Source organism: Microbacterium sp. SL62 (genome assembly GCF_026672635.1).
GTDB classification, from domain to species: domain Bacteria; phylum Actinomycetota; class Actinomycetes; order Actinomycetales; family Microbacteriaceae; genus Microbacterium; species Microbacterium testaceum_A.
This window is the reverse complement of sequence record NZ_JAPPRM010000001.1, coordinates 3,141,478-3,159,509: the sequence shown is the minus strand read 5'-3', so window position 1 is coordinate 3,159,509 and position 18,032 is coordinate 3,141,478. Positions and strand designations below refer to the sequence as shown.

Here is an 18,032-nt window from a genome sequence, read left to right as displayed (position 1 = left end):
TCAGGCCAGCGCCTCGACGATCGGGCGGAATTTCACGCGCGTCTCGAGCAGCTCGGACTCCGGGACGCTGTCGGCGACGATGCCCGCGCCGGCGTAGGCGGTGATCGGCGCGGTCGGCGACGAGGGGGCGGCACGGTCGATCTGCGCGCACCGCAGGGCGATGGCCCACTCGCCGTCGCCCGAGGCGGCCGTCCATCCGACCGCGCCGGCGTACCGCCCGCGGTCGAAGGGCTCGAGACGACGAATGACATCCATCGCCGCGGCGGTGGGGGTCCCCGCGACCGCGGCCGTCGGATGCAGCACCGAGATCAGGTCGAGTGAGGACGCGTCCTCGCTCAGCTCGCCCTCGACGTCGGTGGCCAGGTGCCAGACGTTCGGCAGCTTCAGGGTGAAGGGCTCGTCCGCGGCGGCGAGCGCCGAGGTGTGGGGCCCGAGGGCCTTGAGCACGCTCTGCACGGCGAACCGGTGTTCGTCCTGGTCTTTCGTGCTCCGGGTGAGACCGATGGATGCCGCGACATCGGCGTCGGCGTCACCGCCGCGCGCGACGGTACCGGCGAGGACGCGAGCGGTCACCGTTCCGCCGGAGACGGTCACGAGGGTCTCGGGGCTCGCGCCGATGAGTCCGTCGACCGCGAAGACCCAGCAGTCGGGGTACCCCTCGAGCAGGGATCGGACGAGGCGCCGCAGGTCGGATCCGGCGGGGACGGTGCCCGTGATGTCGCGGGCGAGGACGACCTTGCCCACCTCGCGGCGGCCGATGGCCTCAATGGCCTGGCGGACGGCATCCTGATACTTCTCCGCCGTCTGCCGACCGGGACCGAGCGTCGCGGACCAGTGCGGACCGAAGGGGGAGCGGGGTGGGAGCTCGGGTTCGGGCCCGTCGGGGGTGTCGTCGAAGGCGAGGCGGGTGACCCACGCACGGCCGCTGTGGCGACCGACGATCATGCCGGGCACGCGCAGGACGTTCTCGCGCTCCGAGTCCGGATCGAACACGAACGACCCGAATGCCACGAGGCCCGTGCCCGGCAGCTGCACGGGGTCGTCGATCTCGGCGGCGGCGGCGATCGCGCGCCAGCGCTCCGAGATGGTGGCGTCGCCCGGCTGCTCTCCGGCGTACCGCAGCGTCAGCAGGTCGCCGAAGGCCGCGAGCGACTCTCCACGGCGGCTCCAGAACAGGGGGTCGTACGGGGTCGTGTAGGCGAGGACATCGTCCATCGGGGGCAGCTCGCGCGTGACCACGCGCAGGCGCGGCACGACGTCTTCCGCGGGTTCGAGCACGTCTTTCAGCGTAGACCCGCGGGCGGCAGCGCGGCGGGACGGGTGACCGGGATGCTTCGGCGTCGAGCGAGACGGGGGTGGCCGAGCACGTTTTAGACTCCGAACATGGATCCTCGACCCGCCCCCGGCACCCGGCTGATGTTCGAGTGGCGCAAGTGGGACGGCTCCCCGCACTGGGTGCAGGACAGCGTCTACCTCGGATCCGACGAGTGGGGCGAGTGGTTCGGCCAGCAGGTGGGGTGGCGCAGCGCGAGACCGGGCGCCGAGTTCGTCTGCCGACAGCCGAACGTGACGCTGGTGCCGGCGACGGGGGACTGGGCCTTCACCCACAACGCCGATCCGCACCCGGTCGCGGTGTACATCGACCTGGCGTGGGACGTCCGCTGGCACGACGACGGCGTGCCCCGCGGCATCGACATGGACCTCGACGTCGTGCGGCGCACCGACGAGCGCGGCACCTGGGTCGACGATCGCGACGAGTGGGACGAGCACCGCGTGCAGTACGGCTACCCGGCCGAGATCGTCGAGCACCTCGAGGCCACGGCCCTCGACCTCGAGCGCCGCGTGCTCGCGCGGGAGGCGCCGTTCTCGGACGCGGTGACCGGCCCCTGGCTCGAACGCCTCGCGTCGATGGCAACCCCCGACGACCGCCCCGCGGCACGCGCCTAGACTCGACGGGTGAGCAGCGACCCCAACCGCGCCGATCTCGGCAAAGACCCGAAGCGCGTCAGCGGCATGTTCGACCAGGTCGCCGCGGCCTACGACCGCACGAACTCCGTGCTCAGTCTCGGCAACGACCGCTTCTGGCGCGTCGCGACGCTGCGCGCGGTCGCTCCGCAGCGCGGGGAGCGCATCCTCGACCTCGCCGCCGGCACCGGCACCTCGTCGATGGCGTTCGTGCCGAGCGGGGCCCACGTGGTCGCCGCCGACTTCTCGCGCGGCATGATCGAGGAGGGACGCCGCCGTCACGGCGACGTGCCGAACCTCGAGTTCGTGCAGGCCGACGCCACCGACCTGCCTTTCGCCGACGGCGAGTTCGACGCCGTGACGATGTCGTTCGGTCTGCGCAACGTCATCGACCCGCGTCGGGCCCTCCGTGAACTCCGCCGCGTGACCCGCCCCGGCGGGCGCATCGTGGTGTGCGAGTTCTCGCACCCGCCGTCCCGCGCGTTCAACGGTCTCTACCGCTTCTATAACGACCGGGTCCTCCCGATCGTCGCGAAGGCCGTCAGCTCGAACGCCGAGGCCTACGACTACCTCAACGAGTCGATCCGCGACTGGCCCGACCAGCCCACTCTCGCCGGATGGATGAGGGATGCCGGATGGGATGACGTGGCCTACCGCAACCTCACCTTCGGCATCGTCGCGCTGCACCGCGGCATCCGTCCCGCTTCTTAACCCCTGTCAACCGTCGAGATACCGTCGGCGGGCCCTCAGCGCGCCAGGATAGGCTGAAACCGTGACCCCGAGACCGCCCGCGGCCGGCACCCGCCTGTCGGGCAAGCTGGGCCTGAGTGACCGCATCTTCGCAGGCCTGCGTTCGCGCACCCTCCTCTCCACCGTCGAGGCGGGCCTCGCCCGCGTCGAGACAGAGCTCGAGGGCGAGGTGCGAAGCGCCGACAAGCTCGCCGACGTCACCGCCCGCTACCTCTACGAGGCCGGCGGCAAGCGTGTGCGACCCATGCTCGCCATCCTCACCGCGCAGCTCGGTCAGGGCACCACGAAAGAGGTCGTCGAGGTCGCCACCGCCCTCGAGCTGACCCATCTCGGCTCGCTGTACCACGACGACGTCATGGACGGCGCCGACAAGCGCCGCGGCGTCCCGAGCGCGCAGACGGTGTGGGGCAACAACATCGCCATCCTCACCGGCGACCTGCTCTTCGCCCGCGCGAGCCAGCTCATGGCCCGCCGCGGTGAGCGCGCGATCCAGCTGCAGGCCGACACCTTCGAGCGCCTCGTGCTCGGGCAGATGCACGAGACCGTGGGCCCGCAGGAGGGCGACGAGCCCGTCGACTTCTACCTCAAGGTGCTCGCCGACAAGACCGGTTCGCTCATCGCCGCGGCCGCGCAGTCGGGTGTCATCTACTCGGGTGCACCCGAGGAGTTCGAGCAGCCCATGGTCGTGTTCGGAGAGAAGGCCGGAGTCGCCTTCCAGTTGCTCGACGACGTGATCGACCTGTCGCCGGATCCCTCCGAGACCGGCAAGGTCCCCGGAACCGACCTGCGCGCCGGTGTTCCGACCATGCCGTACCTGCTGCTCGGGCACCGCTCCGACGCGGCATCCGCCGATCTCCGCGCCCGCATCGACGAAGGTCAGCAGCGCATCGCCGCCGGCGCCGACCCGTCGGTGCTCGACGGACCGCTCGCCGAACTGCGCGAGCACGACACCACGCACGAGACCCTGCGCCTCGCGCACCAGTGGTCGCAAGAGGCGATCGACGCCCTCGCGCCGCTGCCCGACGGCGCCGTGCGCGAAGCGTTGACCCGCTTCGCCCGCGCCGTGGCCGACCGCTCGGCCTGACCCTTTCCCCACCCCCCCCCGATCGCGATCGAGAGGAACCCATGACGAAGCTGCGCCTCGCCATCGTCGGAGCCGGCCCCGCCGGCATCTACGCCGCCGACATCCTGCTGAAGTCCGAGCGTCAGTTCGACGTCTCCATCGACCTGTTCGAGCAGCTCCCGGCGCCCTACGGCCTGGTCCGCTACGGCGTCGCCCCCGACCACCCGCGCATCAAGGGCGTCGTCACGGCGCTGCGCGAAGTGCTCGACCGCGGCGACATCCGCATCTTCGGCAATGTGCGCTTCGGCGAGGACATCACCCTCGACGACCTGAAGAAGCACTACAACGCCGTCATCTTCTCGACCGGTGCGATCCGCGACGCCGACCTCGACATCCCCGGCATCGATGCGGAGGGGTCCTACGGCGCCGCCGACTTCGTCAGCTGGTTCGACGGTCACCCCGACGTGCCGCGCGAGTGGCCTCTCGAGGCCGAGTCGGTCGCCGTGATCGGCAACGGCAACGTGGCCCTCGACGTGACCCGCATGCTGGCCAAGCACGCCGACGACCTGCTGCCCACCGAGGTACCCGACAACGTGTACCAGGGGCTCAAGGCCTCTCCGGTCACCGACGTCCACGTCTTCGGTCGTCGTGGTCCCGCCCAGGTGAAGTTCACCCCGCTGGAGCTCCGCGAGCTCGGCGAGCTGCGCGACGTCGACATGGTCGTCTACGACGAGGACTTCGACTATGACGAGGCCTCGAAGACCGCGATCGAGACCAACAAGCAGGTCAAGGTCATCGACCGCGTGCTGCAGCAGTGGCGCACCCGCCCGGGCGTGAACAACGCCGGGGGCGAGGCGTCGCGCCGCCTGCACCTCCACTTCTGGGCGAAGCCCGTCGAGGTCGTCACCGACGACGAGGGCCGGGTGGCCGCCTTCCGCTACGAGCGCACGAAGCCCGACGCCGAGGGCGGGGTCGTCGGCACCGGCGAGATCCGCGAGGTCCCCATCCAGGCGCTGTACCGCGCGGTCGGCTACTTCGGCTCGCCCCTGAAGGACGTCCCCTTCGACGAGCAGCACGGCGTCATCCCCAACCACGAGGGTCAGGTGCTCTCGGCCGACTCGAACTCCCGACTGCCCGGCGTCTACGCCACCGGCTGGATCAAGCGCGGTCCCGTCGGCCTCATCGGGCACACCAAGTCGGATGCCATGGAGACGGTGCGCCACGTCATCAATGACCAGGCGGAGTGGTGGCGGCCCGAGCACCCCGAGGAAGAGGCCATCCCGGCCCTGCTCGAGGAGCGCGGCGTGCGCTGGACCGACCTCGACGGCTGGCACCGCCTCGACGAGCACGAGGTCGCGCTCGGCGCTCCGCACGAGCGCGCGCGCATCAAGGTCGTACCCCGCGACGAGATGATCAAGATCTCGCGCGGCGAGTAGCCCTCCCCGCTGAAGAGCCGCCCCGTCATCGCGACGCGGGCGGCTCTTCTCGAAAACGCCCGTCGTAGGCTGGGGCGATGGGGGAGTGGCGACCGGACGTCCTCGGCGACGGGTTCGAGCAGCAGACGCTGCCTCTCGGCGACGACGCCGAGGGCGAGGTCGTCGCGACGCTGATCCGCTCCCGACCGCACCCCGGCGCGCGCCTCTTCGGCGACCTGCGCGACACCGACGTCCTCTACGTGCACGGCTGGTCGGACTACTTCTTCCAGACCGACCTCGCGCGCTTCTTCACCGACCGCGGGGCGCGCTTCTACGCCCTCGACCTGCGCAAGTACGGTCGGAGTCTGCGACCCGGGCAGGCCCCGGGATACATCGCGGCACTCGACGTCTACGACGCCGACATCGGGGCGGCCCTGGACGCCATGGCCACGAAACGAGAGAACCGACGCCTGCTTCTGCTCGGCCACAGCACGGGAGGTCTCACCCTCACGCTCTGGGCCGCGCGGCATCCGGGTGTCGCCGACGCCCTCGTGCTGAACAGCCCGTGGCTCGAACTGCAGCTCGGTCCGCTCGGACGTCAGGCCCTGGCGCCGATCGTCAACGCGCGCGCCCGCTTCGACCCCCTCGGCACGCATCCGGTGGTCGACCTCGGCTTCTACACGCGGGCCCAGCGCGATCTGGGCACTTTGCCCGACAGCCCCGAGGGGTGGCGACCCGCGCAGGGTTTTCCGACCCACCCCGGGTGGCTCGCCGCGATCATCGCGGGGCACGCGCGGGTGGCATCCGGGGTCGACGTCGGCTGCCCGGCGCTCGTGCTGCTGTCGGCGAGGTCCACGCCGGCGCTCACCTGGAACGACGCGATGCGCGAGACCGACTCGGTGCTCGTGGTCGACGACATCGCCCGTTCGGCGACCCGCATCGCGCGCACCGTCACCATCGCCCGGATCGATGGGGCGCTGCACGACGTGTTCTTATCCGCCCCGGATGCCAGGGCTCGGGCCTTCGACGCACTCGCGGCCTGGACGAGGGGTCTAGCGTAGAACGCGTTCGAAGGAGCTCCATGACCGCCACCGCCGCGACCGAGCGCTACCGCGCCGCCCGTGACCACCTTCTCGCCGTCCGCACCGATCCCGCCGCCGCCGCGGACTTCGTCTGGCCGAGCTTCGAGGGGGCGTTCAACTGGGCGATCGACTGGTTCGACCCGATGGCCCGCGGCAACGACGGCACGGCGCTGATCGTCGTCGACGATGACGGAACGCACCACGAGCGCACGTTCGACGAGCTCGCGCGGCGCTCCGACCAGGTCGCCGCGTGGCTAGAGACGCGGGGCGTCCGCCGCGGCGAGACCGTGCTGCTCATGCTCGACAACCAGGTGGAGCTGTGGGAAGCCATGCTCGGCATCATGAAGCTCGGCGGCGTCATCGCCCCGACCACCACGGCGCTCGGCTCGGTCGACCTCGCCGACCGCATCGAGCGCGCCGAGATCCGCCACGTCGTCGTCGGAGCGGCGGATGCCGCCAAGTTCGACGACCTGCCGGAGGGTCTCGGTCGCATCGTCGTCGGTGGCGAGCACACGGGATGGGCGACCTACTCGGACGCCTTCGCCGTCGAGGCGGAGCCCGCGCGGCATCCGGGGACCACCGCCGACGAGCGTCTGCTGCTGTACTTCACCTCGGGCACGACCTCGAAGCCCAAGCTCGTCGAGCACACGCACTCGTCGTACCCGGTGGGTCACCTCAGCACGATGTACTGGCTCGGGCTGCAGCCCGGCGACGTGCACCTCGCGATCAGCTCGCCCGGGTGGGCCAAGCACGCGTGGAGCCTGTTCTTCGCGCCGTGGATCGCCGGGGCGACCGTGCTCGCTCTGAACTATTCGCGCTTCTCGGCCGAGCGCCTGCTCACCGAGCTCGAGAACGACCGTGTGACGACCTTCTGCGCGCCGCCGACGGTGTGGCGCATGCTCATCCAGGCCGATCTGACCGGGCGCCGCGGGTCGCTGCGCGAGGTCGTGTCGGCGGGTGAGCCGCTCAATCCCGAGGTCATCGCCTCGGTGCAGCGCGCGTGGGGCCTCGACATCCGCGACGGGTACGGGCAGACCGAGATGACCGCGGTCGTCGCCAACACCCCGGGCGCCGACCTCGTTCCGGGCTCGATGGGGCGGCCGCTGCCCGGGTGCCCGGTCGTGCTCGTCGACCCGGTGACGGGCGAGCGCGCCGACGAGGGCGAGATCTGCATCGACCTCACCGAGCGGCCCGTCAACCTCATGACGGGGTACGTGGGCGACCCCGAGCGCAACGCCGAGGCGTTCGCCGACGGGCTCTTCCACACCGGCGATGTGGCGCGCCGCGATGAGACGGGCAGCATCACCTACATCGGCCGTACCGACGACGTCTTCAAGGCCTCGGACTACAAGATCAGCCCGTTCGAGCTCGAGAGCGTGCTGATCGAGCACCCGGCGGTCATGGAGGCCGCGGTCGTGCCCGCACCAGACGAGCTGCGCCTCGCGGTGCCGAAGGCCTACATCGTGCTCGCCGGCGGGCAGGAGGCGGGCGAAAAGGTCGCCCTCGACATCCTGCGCTTCGCGCGCGAGCGGCTCGCCCCGTTCCAGCGGGTGCGCCGCGTCGAGTTCTTCGAGCTGCCCAAGACGATCTCGGGCAAGATCCGCCGCGTCGAACTGCGCCAGCGCGAAGAGGCGGTGTTCCGCGGAGAGATCGACTGCGTCGAGTGGACGGATGCCGCGCTGCGGGGCGATCGCTGACGCGCAAGCCCCTCGCGGCGTCCGTCGTCGCGTGTGAGCATCGATCCATGGAAAAGGATCAGAAGCAGCCGTTCGAGAACCCTTCCGTCGACGACGACAGCGACATGCCCTCGCGGATGGAAGAACGCAACATCGGTCGCGAGACCGAGCGCGAGATCACCCAGATGATCAACGGCATCGAGGGCTGACAGAGCCCCCGCGACTCACACCGGCTCGGTCGTGCGGATGAGCCCGCAGTTCACGCACGACCACGCGACGAGGAACCGCTCGTCGTCGAGGATCTCGAAGCGCAGGGGGTCGCCGCACGTCGGGCACGTGAGCGGGCTGAGGGGCTGTTCCATCGGGCTCTCCGCGCTCACCGTGCGAAGGTCACGTGCACGACACCGGACTCGGCGACCTCCGAGGTGACGGTGTAGACCTCGTCGAGGCCCCGCAGGTCGTCCCAGAGGCGGCCGCCGCGGCCGAGGATCACGGGGCGGACGGCCACGTGCAGACGGTCGACGAGACCCGCGGCCAGCGCGGACCGCACCGTCGACAGCCCACCGCCGACCCTCACGTCGGCGCCGTTCGCGAGATCGGTGGCCCGGGCCACGGCATCCGCGATGCTCTCCGACGAGAACTCGAACCGGGTGCCGTTGGCGAAGGAGAGGGGTTCGCGCTCGCGGTGCGTGAGCACGATCACCGGCACCTCGAACGGTGGTTCCTCACCCCACCAGCCGCGCCAGTCCGGATCGTCGGGAAAGGAGTGCAGACCGAACATCGCCGCGCCCATCACCTCGGCGCCGATGCCCTCGAAGTACGCGGCCGCGTACCGGTCGTCCACGCCGGTCGTGCCCGCCCCCGACGTGTCGCGGAAGACGCGCTCGCGGAAGGTCTTCGTCGCCATGTAGTCGGCGACGAGCCGGCCCCAGTCCTCGCCCATGGGATTCTCGGGCGTGGGGTCGGCGGGCATCGCCACGCCATCGAGCGAGATGTTCAGATCGACGCGGACGGCCATGGGAGCAGTCTCTCGCAGGCTGCCCCTCAGAGGAAAGTCGCGATGATGTAGGTGAGCACAACCGCGACGGATGCCCCAAGTGCTATACCGGCCGCGGCCCGCGCGAGTGCTCGACGGTGTCGTGTAGCCGTGACACGGGAGGAGTAGCCCAGAGTCAGAGCCGCACCGACTATTCCCGCCGCCGCGCACATCACCCCGACCATCCACGCGCTGACCGCGGGCAACCCTTCGATCTGCGGCTGGGACGCGAACTGCGCTCCGACCCAGAGGCCCACCGCACCGAACATTGCCCCAGCAAGCGACAATCCGGCCCCCCACAGCATATGGCGCAAGCAGATGGGGGAGCGTTGAGGCGGAGAGACGACCACCCGAGGGTCAGCGGTAGTTCGTGAACTGCAGGTCGACGTCGAGGTCGGCCGCCTTGAGCAGGCGCTGCACTTCCTGCAGGTCGTCGCGCGACTTCGACTGCACGCGCAGTTCGTCGCCCTGGATCTGCGACTTGACGCCCTTGGGGCCCTCGTCGCGGATGATCTTGTTCACCTTCTTGGCGTTCTCCTGCGAGATGCCCTCTTTGAGGGTGGAGGTGATGCGGTACTCCTTGCCGCTCTGCACGGGCTCGCCCGTCTCGAGGCTCTTCAGCGAGATACCGCGCTTGATCAACTTGGTCTGGAAGACGTCGAGCACGGCGTTGGCGCGCTCCTCGGAGTTCGCCTTGATGACGATCGAATCGCCGCTCCAAGCGATGGACGCGTCGGTGCCCTTGAAGTCGTAGCGCTGCTCGACCTCTTTGTGCGCCTGGTTGAGCGCGTTGTCGGCTTCCTGCCGGTCGATCTTGGAGACGATGTCGAACGAAGAATCAGCCATGGTTCAAATCTACCGGGGGATGCGCCGGAGCGCCCGAGGATCGCGGGCGGCCCCGCAGGAGCGGCGCGCTCGTAGACTCGGATGCCATGCGAGCACTCACCGAAGAAGAGGTGCGGGCTGCGTTCGTGAACGCGGCCCCCGAGGAGCTGCGAGTGGTCGAGCTCCCGCACGACTTCCTGCTGACCGACTGGGACCACCTCGACTTCTTGGCATGGCGTGACCCGCGCACCCGCGGTCGCGGCTACATCGTCACCGAGCGGGACGGCGAGCCCACCGCGATCGTGCTGCGCGCGGCCGAGGGGCAGTCTCGCGCGCGGTCGGCGATGTGCAACCTCTGCCACACGATGCAGCCGGGCGATCAGGTGTCGCTGTTCACCGCCCGCAAAGCGGGCACCGCGGGCGAGCACGGCGACACCGTGGGCACTTACATCTGCGCCGACATGTCGTGTCACGAGACGGTGCGCCTGGCCGCCCCGCTCGCTCCGAGCGAGATCCGCGCGAGCGTCGACCGCAAGATCGACGGCACCAAGCGCCGCACCGAAGACTTCGTCTCCCGCGTGCTCGACGCCGCCGAGGTGTCGCGGTGACCGGTCGGGTCGTCGTCATCGGCGACGCGCTGATCGACGAGATTCGCGACGAGGCCGGTGTCCGCGAGTTCGTCGGGGGAGCGGGACTGAATGTGGCCGTGGGTCTCTCTCGGCTGGGGGTGCCGGCATCCCTCATCGCCATGGTCGGAGACGACGACGCGGGGGAGCAGATCCGCGCCTTCCTCGACGAGCACGATGTCGACCTGCTCGCCAGCCCCGCGGAGCACGGGTCGTCGCGCGCCGTGAGCACGCGCTCGCTGCAGGGTGAGCCCGTCTACGTCTTCAACGAGGCCGCCCAGAACCGTCGCGTCGCCTACGGTGACGCCGAGCGTGTGGCGATCGCCGACGCCCCCATGGTCGTGGTCAGCTGTTTCCCCTTCGACGACGCTCAGCAGACCGACCTGCTCATCGAGGCCACGGCCTCCGCCTCGACCCCGCTCGCGATCGACCCGAACCCGCGCAGCGGAATGCTCCGCGATCGGGCCGAGTTCGTGCGCGGGTTCGAGAAAGCGGCGTCCGGCGCCCTGCTCGTGAAGGTCGGTGAGGACGACGCGCAGCTGCTCTACGGGACGCCGCTCGACGAGCTCCGCACGAAGCTCGGGGGCCTCGGCGTGGGGGCCGTGCTCGCGACCTACGGCGCCGGCGGGGCAGCGATCGACGCGGGGGAGACGACCGTCTCGCGAGGGATCTCCGATCTTCCCGGGCGCATCGTCGACACGATGGGCGGCGGCGACGCCGTGCTCGCCACCACCGCCGCGCTCGTCCGAGACCGACTCCCCGCGGACGCGGAGGAGTGGGATGCCGTGCTCTCGCGCGCCATGGATGTCGCTGCCGCGACCTGTCGCCACGAGGGTGCTCTGCTGCGTACGCCCGAGTGAGGGCGTCGATGGTTTCGAGCATCCCCCGGGGGATAGTAGAGTGGTCTATCGCGCCTCCGGTCGACTGATAAAGCCGGACGGGTGCGCACCTGGCGAGTTACCCAAGCGGCCAAAGGGATCTGACTGTAAATCAGACTGCATTGCATTCGGGGGTTCGAATCCCTCACTCGCCACCACGAAGAGGGCACCCAGACCGGGTGCCCTCTTTTGGTTGTCGGACGCCGCCCCACGCCGGGCCGCCGCAGTGCGGACGCTCCGTGGGCGCGATAGCAACAACGTGCGGTGTCGCGCGCGATTCCCTGCGCACCTTGGCGGAGTCGCGCCGCGCGCGTGAGTGACGCTTTCATGTGCCAATCGGTTGCTCTCTTTTGCGCTCTGCGTCGAGACCCAGCGGGCCGGTGTGGCGACGAAAAGCGCACAATTCAGCTACCAAAATGCGATCTTGTTGCATTCTTGCCGGATCCTGCTACCTTCCGAAAGAACCGTAGCGAACGCTATGGTTTAACGGAAGCGAGGTGTCATGGACACGAAAACCGGGGGGAAGTCTCCCGTGGGGGTCGTCGAACTCGACGACGCGGAGATGATGATGATTTCGGGGGGCACCACGGTTCCCTGCGGAATCGGCGGGGCCATTGTCGCGAGCATCAACTGGTGCACGAACGACACGGTGCTGTGGGGCTCGTGCCGACTCGGTACGCGCGGATGCTGCTGAAGGGGGCGGACCGATGACTGCAACCGCATTTTCCGTGGGGATCGTCGATCTCGAGGAGCTCGACGACGGGACGTTGAACAAGATCGCGGGTGGTGCCCAGGGCAGCAATGTCGTGGGCACCTTCGGGTGCTGCTGGTGCCAGCCGTGGTACTCGAGCTGGACCGTGTGCGGGCTCGCCTGCGACGGTCGCTGTTGATCGCGCCGGTCTGAACGGGGTGGTGGGGGACCCGAGGTTCCCCACCGCCTCGGCGGGAGAAACGACGATGACGGACAGCACCGGGGGGACATGCATGAACAGGCGATGCGAGTGGCAGATGGCCGCGAACATGAGCGAGCGTGACGTGGCGGCGGGGGGCCCCACGTCTATCGACGCGGAAGTGGGGAGTGCCGAGTACGCGAGATGGCGAACTCTTCCGGCGATGAAGCGCGACGAAGCGCACGCTCTCGAGCCGCTCGGGATATCCGTCGCGCGTCTTCGCGAGTTGCTCGGGGAGACGAGAGAATCCCTGCGGGATCGGCTGCCTCGCGCGGCGCCGGATTGGGTGGACTACTTCTTCTCCGCGCTGGACGACGGGCGAGAGTCCCACGGGGGGCATCTTCACGGACTGGGACTGATGGGTTACCTCGAGCCCGTCCTGCACGGTGCCCAGCGTCGGCTCCGTACTCAGCTGCAGGAGCACCTCAGCGGCGCGAGCGCCGCGGAGCGTGCGCGTCACGTTGCCCTTGCGGAATCGTGCGTCGACTCGTTACCGCTCGACTCCCTCGGGCAGGCGGCGTCGCGAGTGGCGATTCTCGAGATGCACCGGATGAAAGAGCGCGACGAACTCGTCGGCGATACGCCGGAAGCCCGTTTCGATGACTTCCTCCGGCATCTGCGCACCTCGCAGCTGCAAGACCGGCTGTTCGCGGAGTACCCGGTTCTCGTGCGCGTCATCGCCGAGAAGCTGCAACTGTGGGAGGAGTCGCGGCGTGAATTCTTCGCGGCCGCGCTGCGCGATCGCGAAGCCCTCGTCGCGGCCGGTCTTTTCAGCGCGGACGAATCGGCGATCACCGTCACATTCGGGGCGGGCGACACCCACAATCGGGGTCGCACCGTCGCCATCGTCCGCACCGCCTCCGGCGGAGTGGTCTTCAAGCCTCGGAGCGGACACATCGACATCGCGTTCGCCGACCTGTTGGCCTCGACGAACGATCGCGTCGCGGGACTCGACCTTCGCCACCCCACTGTTCTCGACAAGGGCACGCACTCTTGGCATCAACTCATCGAGGCCGTGCCGACGTCTCCGGCGGACGCCGAGCTCGTGGGGTCGCGTCTGGGAGCCCTGACCGCCATCCTGCAATTGCTGCAGGCCAATGACTTCCATCACGAGAACGTCATCCTGTCGAAGGGGTTCCCGTACGCCATCGACACCGAGACGCTCTTCCACACGGAGCGAACGATGGCGTCCGACGAGATCGTCAACGAGAACTTCGGGCTTTCTCGCTTCCGCGACTCCGTGACGACCGTCGGCATTCTGCCCTCGAAGATCATCACGAGCGAGGATGGCGGATTCTTCTCCACCGACATCTCGGTCGTCGGGTATGTCCCGGGGCAGAGATCGATGCTCAAGGTCCCGATCCTGCACGGGCTCGGCACCGACGATATGACCGTGACGGCCGGATATGCCGATGAACCGGACAACGACGAGTTCCACCGGCACGACCTCCCCGACCGTGGACCGGCTTTCGCAGACGGCTTCGCTCGAGTGATGCGTGCCTGGGCGGATGACGCTGAGGAGCTCGCCGGAGAGAACGGTGCGCTGGCCGCCTTCGCGGGGAGTCCTTCGCGGGAAATCCCCCGACCGACCATGGTCTACGCGAAGGTGATGCTCGAGTCCTATCACCCGGATTTCCTGCGGGACGGTCGCGACCGCGACCTCGTTCTCTGCAAGCTCCTGCTGGGTTACGGCGACTCGGCCCGCAGGAACTCGCGCATCGCGGCGGAGATCGACAGCCTTCGGCTCGGTGACATCCCCTACTTCGCGCAGCCCATCGAAGCCGAAGGCTCCGGCGGCGAGTCTGCCCTCAGATCCGTGCAGGCCCGTGCCATCAGACGCCTTCGACCCGAGGAGATCCGATATGAACTCGCGGCGATCGAGGCCTCGTACGTGGCCAACGGCTCGCTCCCGTTCGACGTCAATCCGGCGCCGCGTCCCGTGTTGACGAGCGGGGCGACCGTCGCGGCCGCCGCGGCAGCGGCAGCAGAGGATCTCGCGATCTACGTGACGTCGCTCGCCGCGCGATCCGACGGGGGAATTCCGGCGTGGATCTCCCTGATGGTCGTCCCGGGCAATCACTGGACGGTCACCGCGCCATCTGTGGGTTTCTACGCCGGGGTGGCCGGTATCTACACGGCCCTCGCCGGCGTCGAGCACCTGCTCGGGGCGGCTGATCTCGAGGCGACCCTCGACGGCATGGAAGCGCAGCTCCAGCAGTACGGCGAGGTCCTCCGTCGTGGACTGGACGACCCTTCCAGCTTCAAAGACGGTATCGACGTCGGCGGCTACGGGCAGTTGGGCGGATTCGCCCTCGCGTGCGCCCACATGGAGCGGCGTCGCCGGGCGACCGGCATCCGTGACCTCCTCTCGGACGTCCTCGCGCTTATCCGGATGGTCGCCCCGCGCACGGCGGAGAGCGATGTCGTATCGGGAGTCGCGGGAGGCATCCTCTCTGTGCTGGCCGTCCGTGACGTGGTGTCGGACGCCGAGCTGCGCGACACGCTCACGGTGCTCGTGGACAGGCTCCTCGAGCTCGCCGAGCCCGCCGATGTCGGCCTCCGGTGGCTCGAGCCCGAGACGCAGGTCGGCCTCGTCGGGTTCTCGCACGGCACGGCCGGAATCGCGCTGGCGCTGGCGCGCGCCGGCGTGTTTCTGGGGCGCGACGATGCCCTCGAAGCGGCCCGCAGCGCGCTCCTGTACGACGACGCCCGGTATCTTCCTGACAGCGGTGACTGGCCGGACCTGCGCATCGACACGAGCGACGACGATGTGATGAGGGCCTGGTGCCATGGCGCGCCAGGTGAGCTGATGGCCCGCGCGGAGATCGCCGCCATCGCCCCGGGACTGCTGGCTGAACCCACGGTCCCGCTGGCACAGCAGGCGGTGGAGAGCCTGCTCTCGACGGTCCGGGAAGATTCGCGATACGGGGCTGATGACTCCCTGTGCCACGGCAAGCTCGGGAACACGGTCATCCTTCAACACCTCATCGATCGCGGAGCCGTCGATTCCTCGCTCCAGAGCGTCGTGGACGACGCGGTGGGCGATATTCTGCGCACGGCGGCCCATCGCGGATGGAGATCAGGTGCCCTCAGAGGTGTCGCCATTCCCGACGCCATGATGGGTCTCTCCGGAACGGCCTGGGGCCTGGCGCTGTTGGCCGCCGAGCGGCGAAACACGCTGAGCATGTTGACCCTCGACGCGTGGCCGGCTCGCGTCGCCATCAGTGAGCTCGTGTCATGACGCACGGTGTTCCCGAATACACGCCCCGGCGGCGCGTGATCGCCTTGGTCGTCGCGGGATCGCTCGTGGGCGGCGCCCTCCTCGCGTTGGTGTCGACGCCGCAGCATTTCGATGGACGCGTCATCGCCGTGGGCGGGGAGATCGACGCTCTCGTCGTGACCGATTTCGAGCCGGCCGTGGGACAGGCCTGGACGACGTCGAAGGGCGCCGCGCTGGAGGTCGTCCGCTTCCATCGACAGGAGGACTCGCGTTACGTCGTATCGCTGCGTCCGACAGATCGTCTCGCGGTCGACTGGGACGGCGACGCCCCGCTGGTGGGAACGGCGGGCTCGGCGCCCTTGCTCCGAACCGTCGTGGAGGGGATCGCTCACTGATGCGTCGAATCACACTGACGTTGCAGGCGACGGAGACCGAGTGCGGGCTGGCTGCGCTGGCGATGCTGTTCTCCGCGTCGGGCCACCATCGCAGTATCCGTTCGTTGCGGACACAGTCACCGGTCGGACGGGACGGCGCGAATCTTCTCCAGCTCAAGCGGCTGGCGGAGGAGGAGGGGTTCACCGCGCGTGCTCTCCGGGTGGGTGACGATATGTACTCGGCTCTGGAGCGCCCCTTCCTCGCCCTCTGGAACGGCGCTCACTTCGTCGTCGTCGAGAAGATGAGCGCCCACCGCGTGTGGGTAGCCGACCCCGCCATCGGCCGCACGGTGTACACCCGTGATGAATTCGCCTCCCACGCCGATGGCATCGTGCTCGTCATCGAGCCTACGGCGCGGCTGGTGCGGGAACCGCGCGCGGGACTGGGATTGATCCGATTCTTCGCGCCCTTCCTGCCTCGGCGCGCAAGCGGACTGCTCGCCCTGGTGGTCGCCTCGCTCTCCCTTTCTGCGGCGGGCATCCTGGGGACGATGCTGACTCGATGGGTGATCGACACGATCGTCCCCATCGGCCGAATGGACGGGGCGAGCATCATCCTGCTCGTCGCCGCGGCCGTCGCTCTGCCGTACCTCGGCTTCGCCGCGCTGCGATACGAGACGATCCTGTGGCTCGAGAAGTATCTCGACGCGTCGATGATCCTGCGGGTTTTCCAGCACCTGCTCTCGTTGCCTTTCTCGTACTTCCAGCACCGTCCCGCAGGGGACCTGCTCGTTCGTTTCGGCAGTGTCAGCTTCATCCGCGACACGTTGAGCGGCCGGCTCTTCCCGATCGCGATCGACGCCATCTTCATCACGTTGTACCTCGCGGTGCTCGGCACCTTCGACGTACGTTTCGTCTTCGCCGTCGCGGCCGTCATCGCTCTGTACACGGTCGCGCTCGTCGTCGTCGCACCGGCGGCCCGGCGTCTGGCCGACCGCGAGATCAAGGAGAGCGCAGACGCTCAGGGCGTTCTCTTGGAAGCGATCACCGGGATCGAAACCGTGAAGTCGTTCGGCGGTGAAGGGCCGGCATTCCGACGCTACGCCGTCGCATTCGGCCGGCAACTCGGGTGGTCCGTTCGCCGGGCGCGCTTGGACAATGCCACGACATCCTTTTTCGACGTGGTGAGCTTCATCAACCCCATCGTGATCCTCTCGCTCGGCGCTGCACTCGTTCTCGCCGGCGACATCAGCGTGGGGACGATGGTCGCAGCGACGGCCCTCGCCTCGGCGGCCGTCGCGCCAGCTCGGGCGGTCGGCACCAACCTTCAGGCGATCCTCACCGTTCGCGTCCATCTCGACCGACTCCGCGACATTCTCGAGGAGGAGAGCGAGGACATCGGACAGGATCGGCCGGTGCTCGATTTCGTCGGCGGCATCGAGTTTCGCGAAGTGACGTATCGATACAGCGCTGCCGATCGGGCGACGCTGTCAGAGGTCTCCCTCACCATCGAGCCGGGGTCTTTCGTCGCCATCGTCGGCCGGTCGGGGTCCGGCAAGAGCACCCTCGCCCGGCTCTGCGTGGGACTACTGCTCCCTGAGGAGGGGACGGTCCTGTTCGACGGCTTCGCGCTGGAAGAGGTGAATCTCGACAGTGTCCGTAAGCAGACGGGGATCGTGACTCAGAACAACACGGGGATCGCGGCATCCATTGAAGAGAACGTCCGTTTCGGAAGGACCGACGTTCCGCTGGACCGCGTCGTCGCCGCTGCACGCGTTGCAGAACTCGACGACGACATCCGCGCGATGGGGCTGGGCTACAAGACGCCCCTCGGGGAGGGCGGTGCGGGGCTGTCGGGCGGCCAGATGCAGCGGCTGGCCATCGCGCGCGCGCTCGTGGGTTCCCCCCGCCTCGTCGTCCTCGACGAGGCCACCTCACACCTGGATGCCATGACCGAGGCACGGGTGACCCGTAACCTCGCGGAGCTCGGCGTCACCCGAGTCGTCATCGCGCATCGACTGAGCACCATCGTCGACGCGGACAAGATCGTCTTCCTCGAAGAGGGACGTGTCCTCGGGCACGGGACCCACCAAGAACTGCAAGCACTGCCGGAATACCGAGCCTTGCTCGCTGCTCAGCATATCCACGAGCGGGAGGAAACCCATGCCTAGA

The 18,032-nt window shown here is 68.9% G+C and carries 18 protein-coding genes and 1 tRNA gene; 15 read left to right on the top strand and 4 right to left on the bottom strand.

Translation table 11 applies throughout. The features are described 5' to 3' along the window. A complete protein-coding gene (locus OVA26_RS15150) occupies positions 1-1,215 on the bottom strand; it encodes an isochorismate synthase (protein WP_268104941.1) in 1,215 nt (404 codons plus the stop codon). A gap of 168 nt (positions 1,216-1,383) precedes the next feature. On the opposite strand from OVA26_RS15150, the gene OVA26_RS15145 reads away from it, so the two are divergent. The 7 genes from OVA26_RS15145 to OVA26_RS15115 all read left to right on the top strand — a co-directional run bounded on the left by OVA26_RS15145 (position 1,384) and on the right by OVA26_RS15115 (position 8,160). Then, positions 1,384-1,947: a DUF402 domain-containing protein gene (locus OVA26_RS15145; protein WP_268104693.1), complete on the top strand. Its 564-nt coding sequence runs from the start codon at positions 1,384-1,386 to the stop codon at positions 1,945-1,947. Positions 1,948-1,956: 9 nt separating this feature from the next. Beyond that, positions 1,957-2,676 (top strand): demethylmenaquinone methyltransferase, encoded by a 720-nt coding sequence (locus OVA26_RS15140; RefSeq protein ID WP_074695421.1) that lies wholly within the window; start codon positions 1,957-1,959, stop codon positions 2,674-2,676. A gap of 61 nt (positions 2,677-2,737) precedes the next feature. After that, entirely contained in the window at positions 2,738-3,799 is a 1,062-nt protein-coding gene (locus tag OVA26_RS15135) for a polyprenyl synthetase family protein (RefSeq protein WP_103205878.1), read from the top strand. Between the two features lie 41 nt (positions 3,800-3,840). Further along, positions 3,841-5,214, top strand: coding sequence for an FAD-dependent oxidoreductase (locus tag OVA26_RS15130; protein ID WP_268104692.1), 1,374 nt, complete (start codon positions 3,841-3,843; stop codon positions 5,212-5,214). Between the two features lie 77 nt (positions 5,215-5,291). After that, entirely contained in the window at positions 5,292-6,254 is a 963-nt protein-coding gene (locus OVA26_RS15125) for an alpha/beta hydrolase (protein WP_268104691.1), read from the top strand. Positions 6,255-6,274: 20 nt separating this feature from the next. Continuing rightward, positions 6,275-7,972: an AMP-binding protein gene (locus OVA26_RS15120; protein ID WP_268104690.1), complete on the top strand. Its 1,698-nt coding sequence runs from the start codon at positions 6,275-6,277 to the stop codon at positions 7,970-7,972. Between the two features lie 47 nt (positions 7,973-8,019). After that, positions 8,020-8,160, top strand: coding sequence for a hypothetical protein (locus OVA26_RS15115; RefSeq protein WP_186316698.1), 141 nt, complete (start codon positions 8,020-8,022; stop codon positions 8,158-8,160). A 15-nt stretch (positions 8,161-8,175) separates the two neighbouring features. Here the strand turns inward: OVA26_RS15115 and OVA26_RS15110 are convergent, their stop codons facing one another. The 3 genes from OVA26_RS15110 to OVA26_RS15100 form a co-directional block, all read right to left on the bottom strand. Beyond that, a complete protein-coding gene (locus tag OVA26_RS15110; RefSeq protein WP_186316699.1) occupies positions 8,176-8,313 on the bottom strand; it encodes a hypothetical protein in 138 nt (45 codons plus the stop codon). 14 nt (positions 8,314-8,327) lie between these two features. Continuing rightward, positions 8,328-8,969, bottom strand: a complete 642-nt coding sequence (locus OVA26_RS15105) for a dihydrofolate reductase family protein (RefSeq protein ID WP_268104688.1) — start codon at positions 8,967-8,969, stop codon at positions 8,328-8,330. Between the two features lie 375 nt (positions 8,970-9,344). Then, positions 9,345-9,833, bottom strand: coding sequence for a YajQ family cyclic di-GMP-binding protein (locus tag OVA26_RS15100; protein WP_056223933.1), 489 nt, complete (start codon positions 9,831-9,833; stop codon positions 9,345-9,347). Positions 9,834-9,919: 86 nt separating this feature from the next. Here OVA26_RS15100 and OVA26_RS15095 point away from each other — a divergent pair, with 86 nt between their 5' ends. The 8 genes from OVA26_RS15095 to OVA26_RS15060 all read left to right on the top strand — a co-directional run bounded on the left by OVA26_RS15095 (position 9,920) and on the right by OVA26_RS15060 (position 18,031). Beyond that, entirely contained in the window at positions 9,920-10,420 is a 501-nt protein-coding gene (locus OVA26_RS15095; RefSeq protein WP_268104686.1) for an FBP domain-containing protein, read from the top strand. Continuing rightward, a complete protein-coding gene (locus tag OVA26_RS15090; protein ID WP_268104684.1) occupies positions 10,417-11,298 on the top strand; it encodes a PfkB family carbohydrate kinase in 882 nt (293 codons plus the stop codon). Before OVA26_RS15095 ends, OVA26_RS15090 begins: the two co-directional genes overlap by 4 nt. 91 nt (positions 11,299-11,389) lie before the next feature. Continuing rightward, positions 11,390-11,474, top strand: a tRNA-Tyr gene (locus OVA26_RS15085). Between the two features lie 344 nt (positions 11,475-11,818). Then, positions 11,819-12,010, top strand: a complete 192-nt coding sequence (locus tag OVA26_RS15080) for a hypothetical protein (RefSeq protein ID WP_268104683.1) — start codon at positions 11,819-11,821, stop codon at positions 12,008-12,010. A gap of 13 nt (positions 12,011-12,023) precedes the next feature. Continuing rightward, on the top strand, positions 12,024-12,206 hold the full coding sequence (locus OVA26_RS15075) for a hypothetical protein (RefSeq protein WP_268104681.1): 183 nt from the start codon (positions 12,024-12,026) through the stop codon (positions 12,204-12,206). A 223-nt stretch (positions 12,207-12,429) separates the two neighbouring features. After that, complete coding sequence (lanM, locus tag OVA26_RS15070) at positions 12,430-15,507, top strand: type 2 lanthipeptide synthetase LanM (RefSeq protein WP_268104680.1); 3,078 nt, start codon at positions 12,430-12,432, stop codon at positions 15,505-15,507. Continuing rightward, positions 15,504-15,881, top strand: coding sequence for a hypothetical protein (locus tag OVA26_RS15065; protein WP_268104679.1), 378 nt, complete (start codon positions 15,504-15,506; stop codon positions 15,879-15,881). Before lanM ends, OVA26_RS15065 begins: the two co-directional genes overlap by 4 nt. Then, a complete protein-coding gene (locus OVA26_RS15060; protein ID WP_268104678.1) occupies positions 15,881-18,031 on the top strand; it encodes a peptidase domain-containing ABC transporter in 2,151 nt (716 codons plus the stop codon). The genes OVA26_RS15065 and OVA26_RS15060 overlap by 1 nt, the downstream gene beginning before the upstream one ends. The last annotated feature ends 1 nt before the right edge of the window (position 18,032 follow it).

What these genes read in the sequence shown, in the direction of transcription:
- OVA26_RS15125 (WP_268104691.1), top strand. Translation starts at nt 5,292, where the DNA reads ATGGGGGAGTGGCGACCGGACGTCCTCGGCGACGGGTTCGAGCAGCAG.
- OVA26_RS15065 (WP_268104679.1), top strand. Translation starts at nt 15,504, where the DNA reads ATGACGCACGGTGTTCCCGAATACACGCCCCGGCGGCGCGTGATCGCC.
- OVA26_RS15120 (WP_268104690.1), top strand. Translation starts at nt 6,275, where the DNA reads ATGACCGCCACCGCCGCGACCGAGCGCTACCGCGCCGCCCGTGACCAC.
- OVA26_RS15100 (WP_056223933.1), bottom strand. Translation starts at nt 9,833, where the DNA reads ATGGCTGATTCTTCGTTCGACATCGTCTCCAAGATCGACCGGCAGGAA.
- OVA26_RS15105 (WP_268104688.1), bottom strand. Translation starts at nt 8,969, where the DNA reads ATGGCCGTCCGCGTCGATCTGAACATCTCGCTCGATGGCGTGGCGATG.
- OVA26_RS15145 (WP_268104693.1), top strand. Translation starts at nt 1,384, where the DNA reads ATGGATCCTCGACCCGCCCCCGGCACCCGGCTGATGTTCGAGTGGCGC.
- OVA26_RS15150 (WP_268104941.1), bottom strand. Translation starts at nt 1,215, where the DNA reads ATGGACGATGTCCTCGCCTACACGACCCCGTACGACCCCCTGTTCTGG.
- OVA26_RS15115 (WP_186316698.1), top strand. Translation starts at nt 8,020, where the DNA reads ATGGAAAAGGATCAGAAGCAGCCGTTCGAGAACCCTTCCGTCGACGAC.
- OVA26_RS15060 (WP_268104678.1), top strand. Translation starts at nt 15,881, where the DNA reads ATGCGTCGAATCACACTGACGTTGCAGGCGACGGAGACCGAGTGCGGG.
- OVA26_RS15095 (WP_268104686.1), top strand. Translation starts at nt 9,920, where the DNA reads ATGCGAGCACTCACCGAAGAAGAGGTGCGGGCTGCGTTCGTGAACGCG.
- OVA26_RS15110 (WP_186316699.1), bottom strand. Translation starts at nt 8,313, where the DNA reads ATGGAACAGCCCCTCAGCCCGCTCACGTGCCCGACGTGCGGCGACCCC.
- OVA26_RS15075 (WP_268104681.1), top strand. Translation starts at nt 12,024, where the DNA reads ATGACTGCAACCGCATTTTCCGTGGGGATCGTCGATCTCGAGGAGCTC.
- OVA26_RS15130 (WP_268104692.1), top strand. Translation starts at nt 3,841, where the DNA reads ATGACGAAGCTGCGCCTCGCCATCGTCGGAGCCGGCCCCGCCGGCATC.
- OVA26_RS15080 (WP_268104683.1), top strand. Translation starts at nt 11,819, where the DNA reads ATGGACACGAAAACCGGGGGGAAGTCTCCCGTGGGGGTCGTCGAACTC.
- lanM (WP_268104680.1), top strand. Translation starts at nt 12,430, where the DNA reads ATGAAGCGCGACGAAGCGCACGCTCTCGAGCCGCTCGGGATATCCGTC.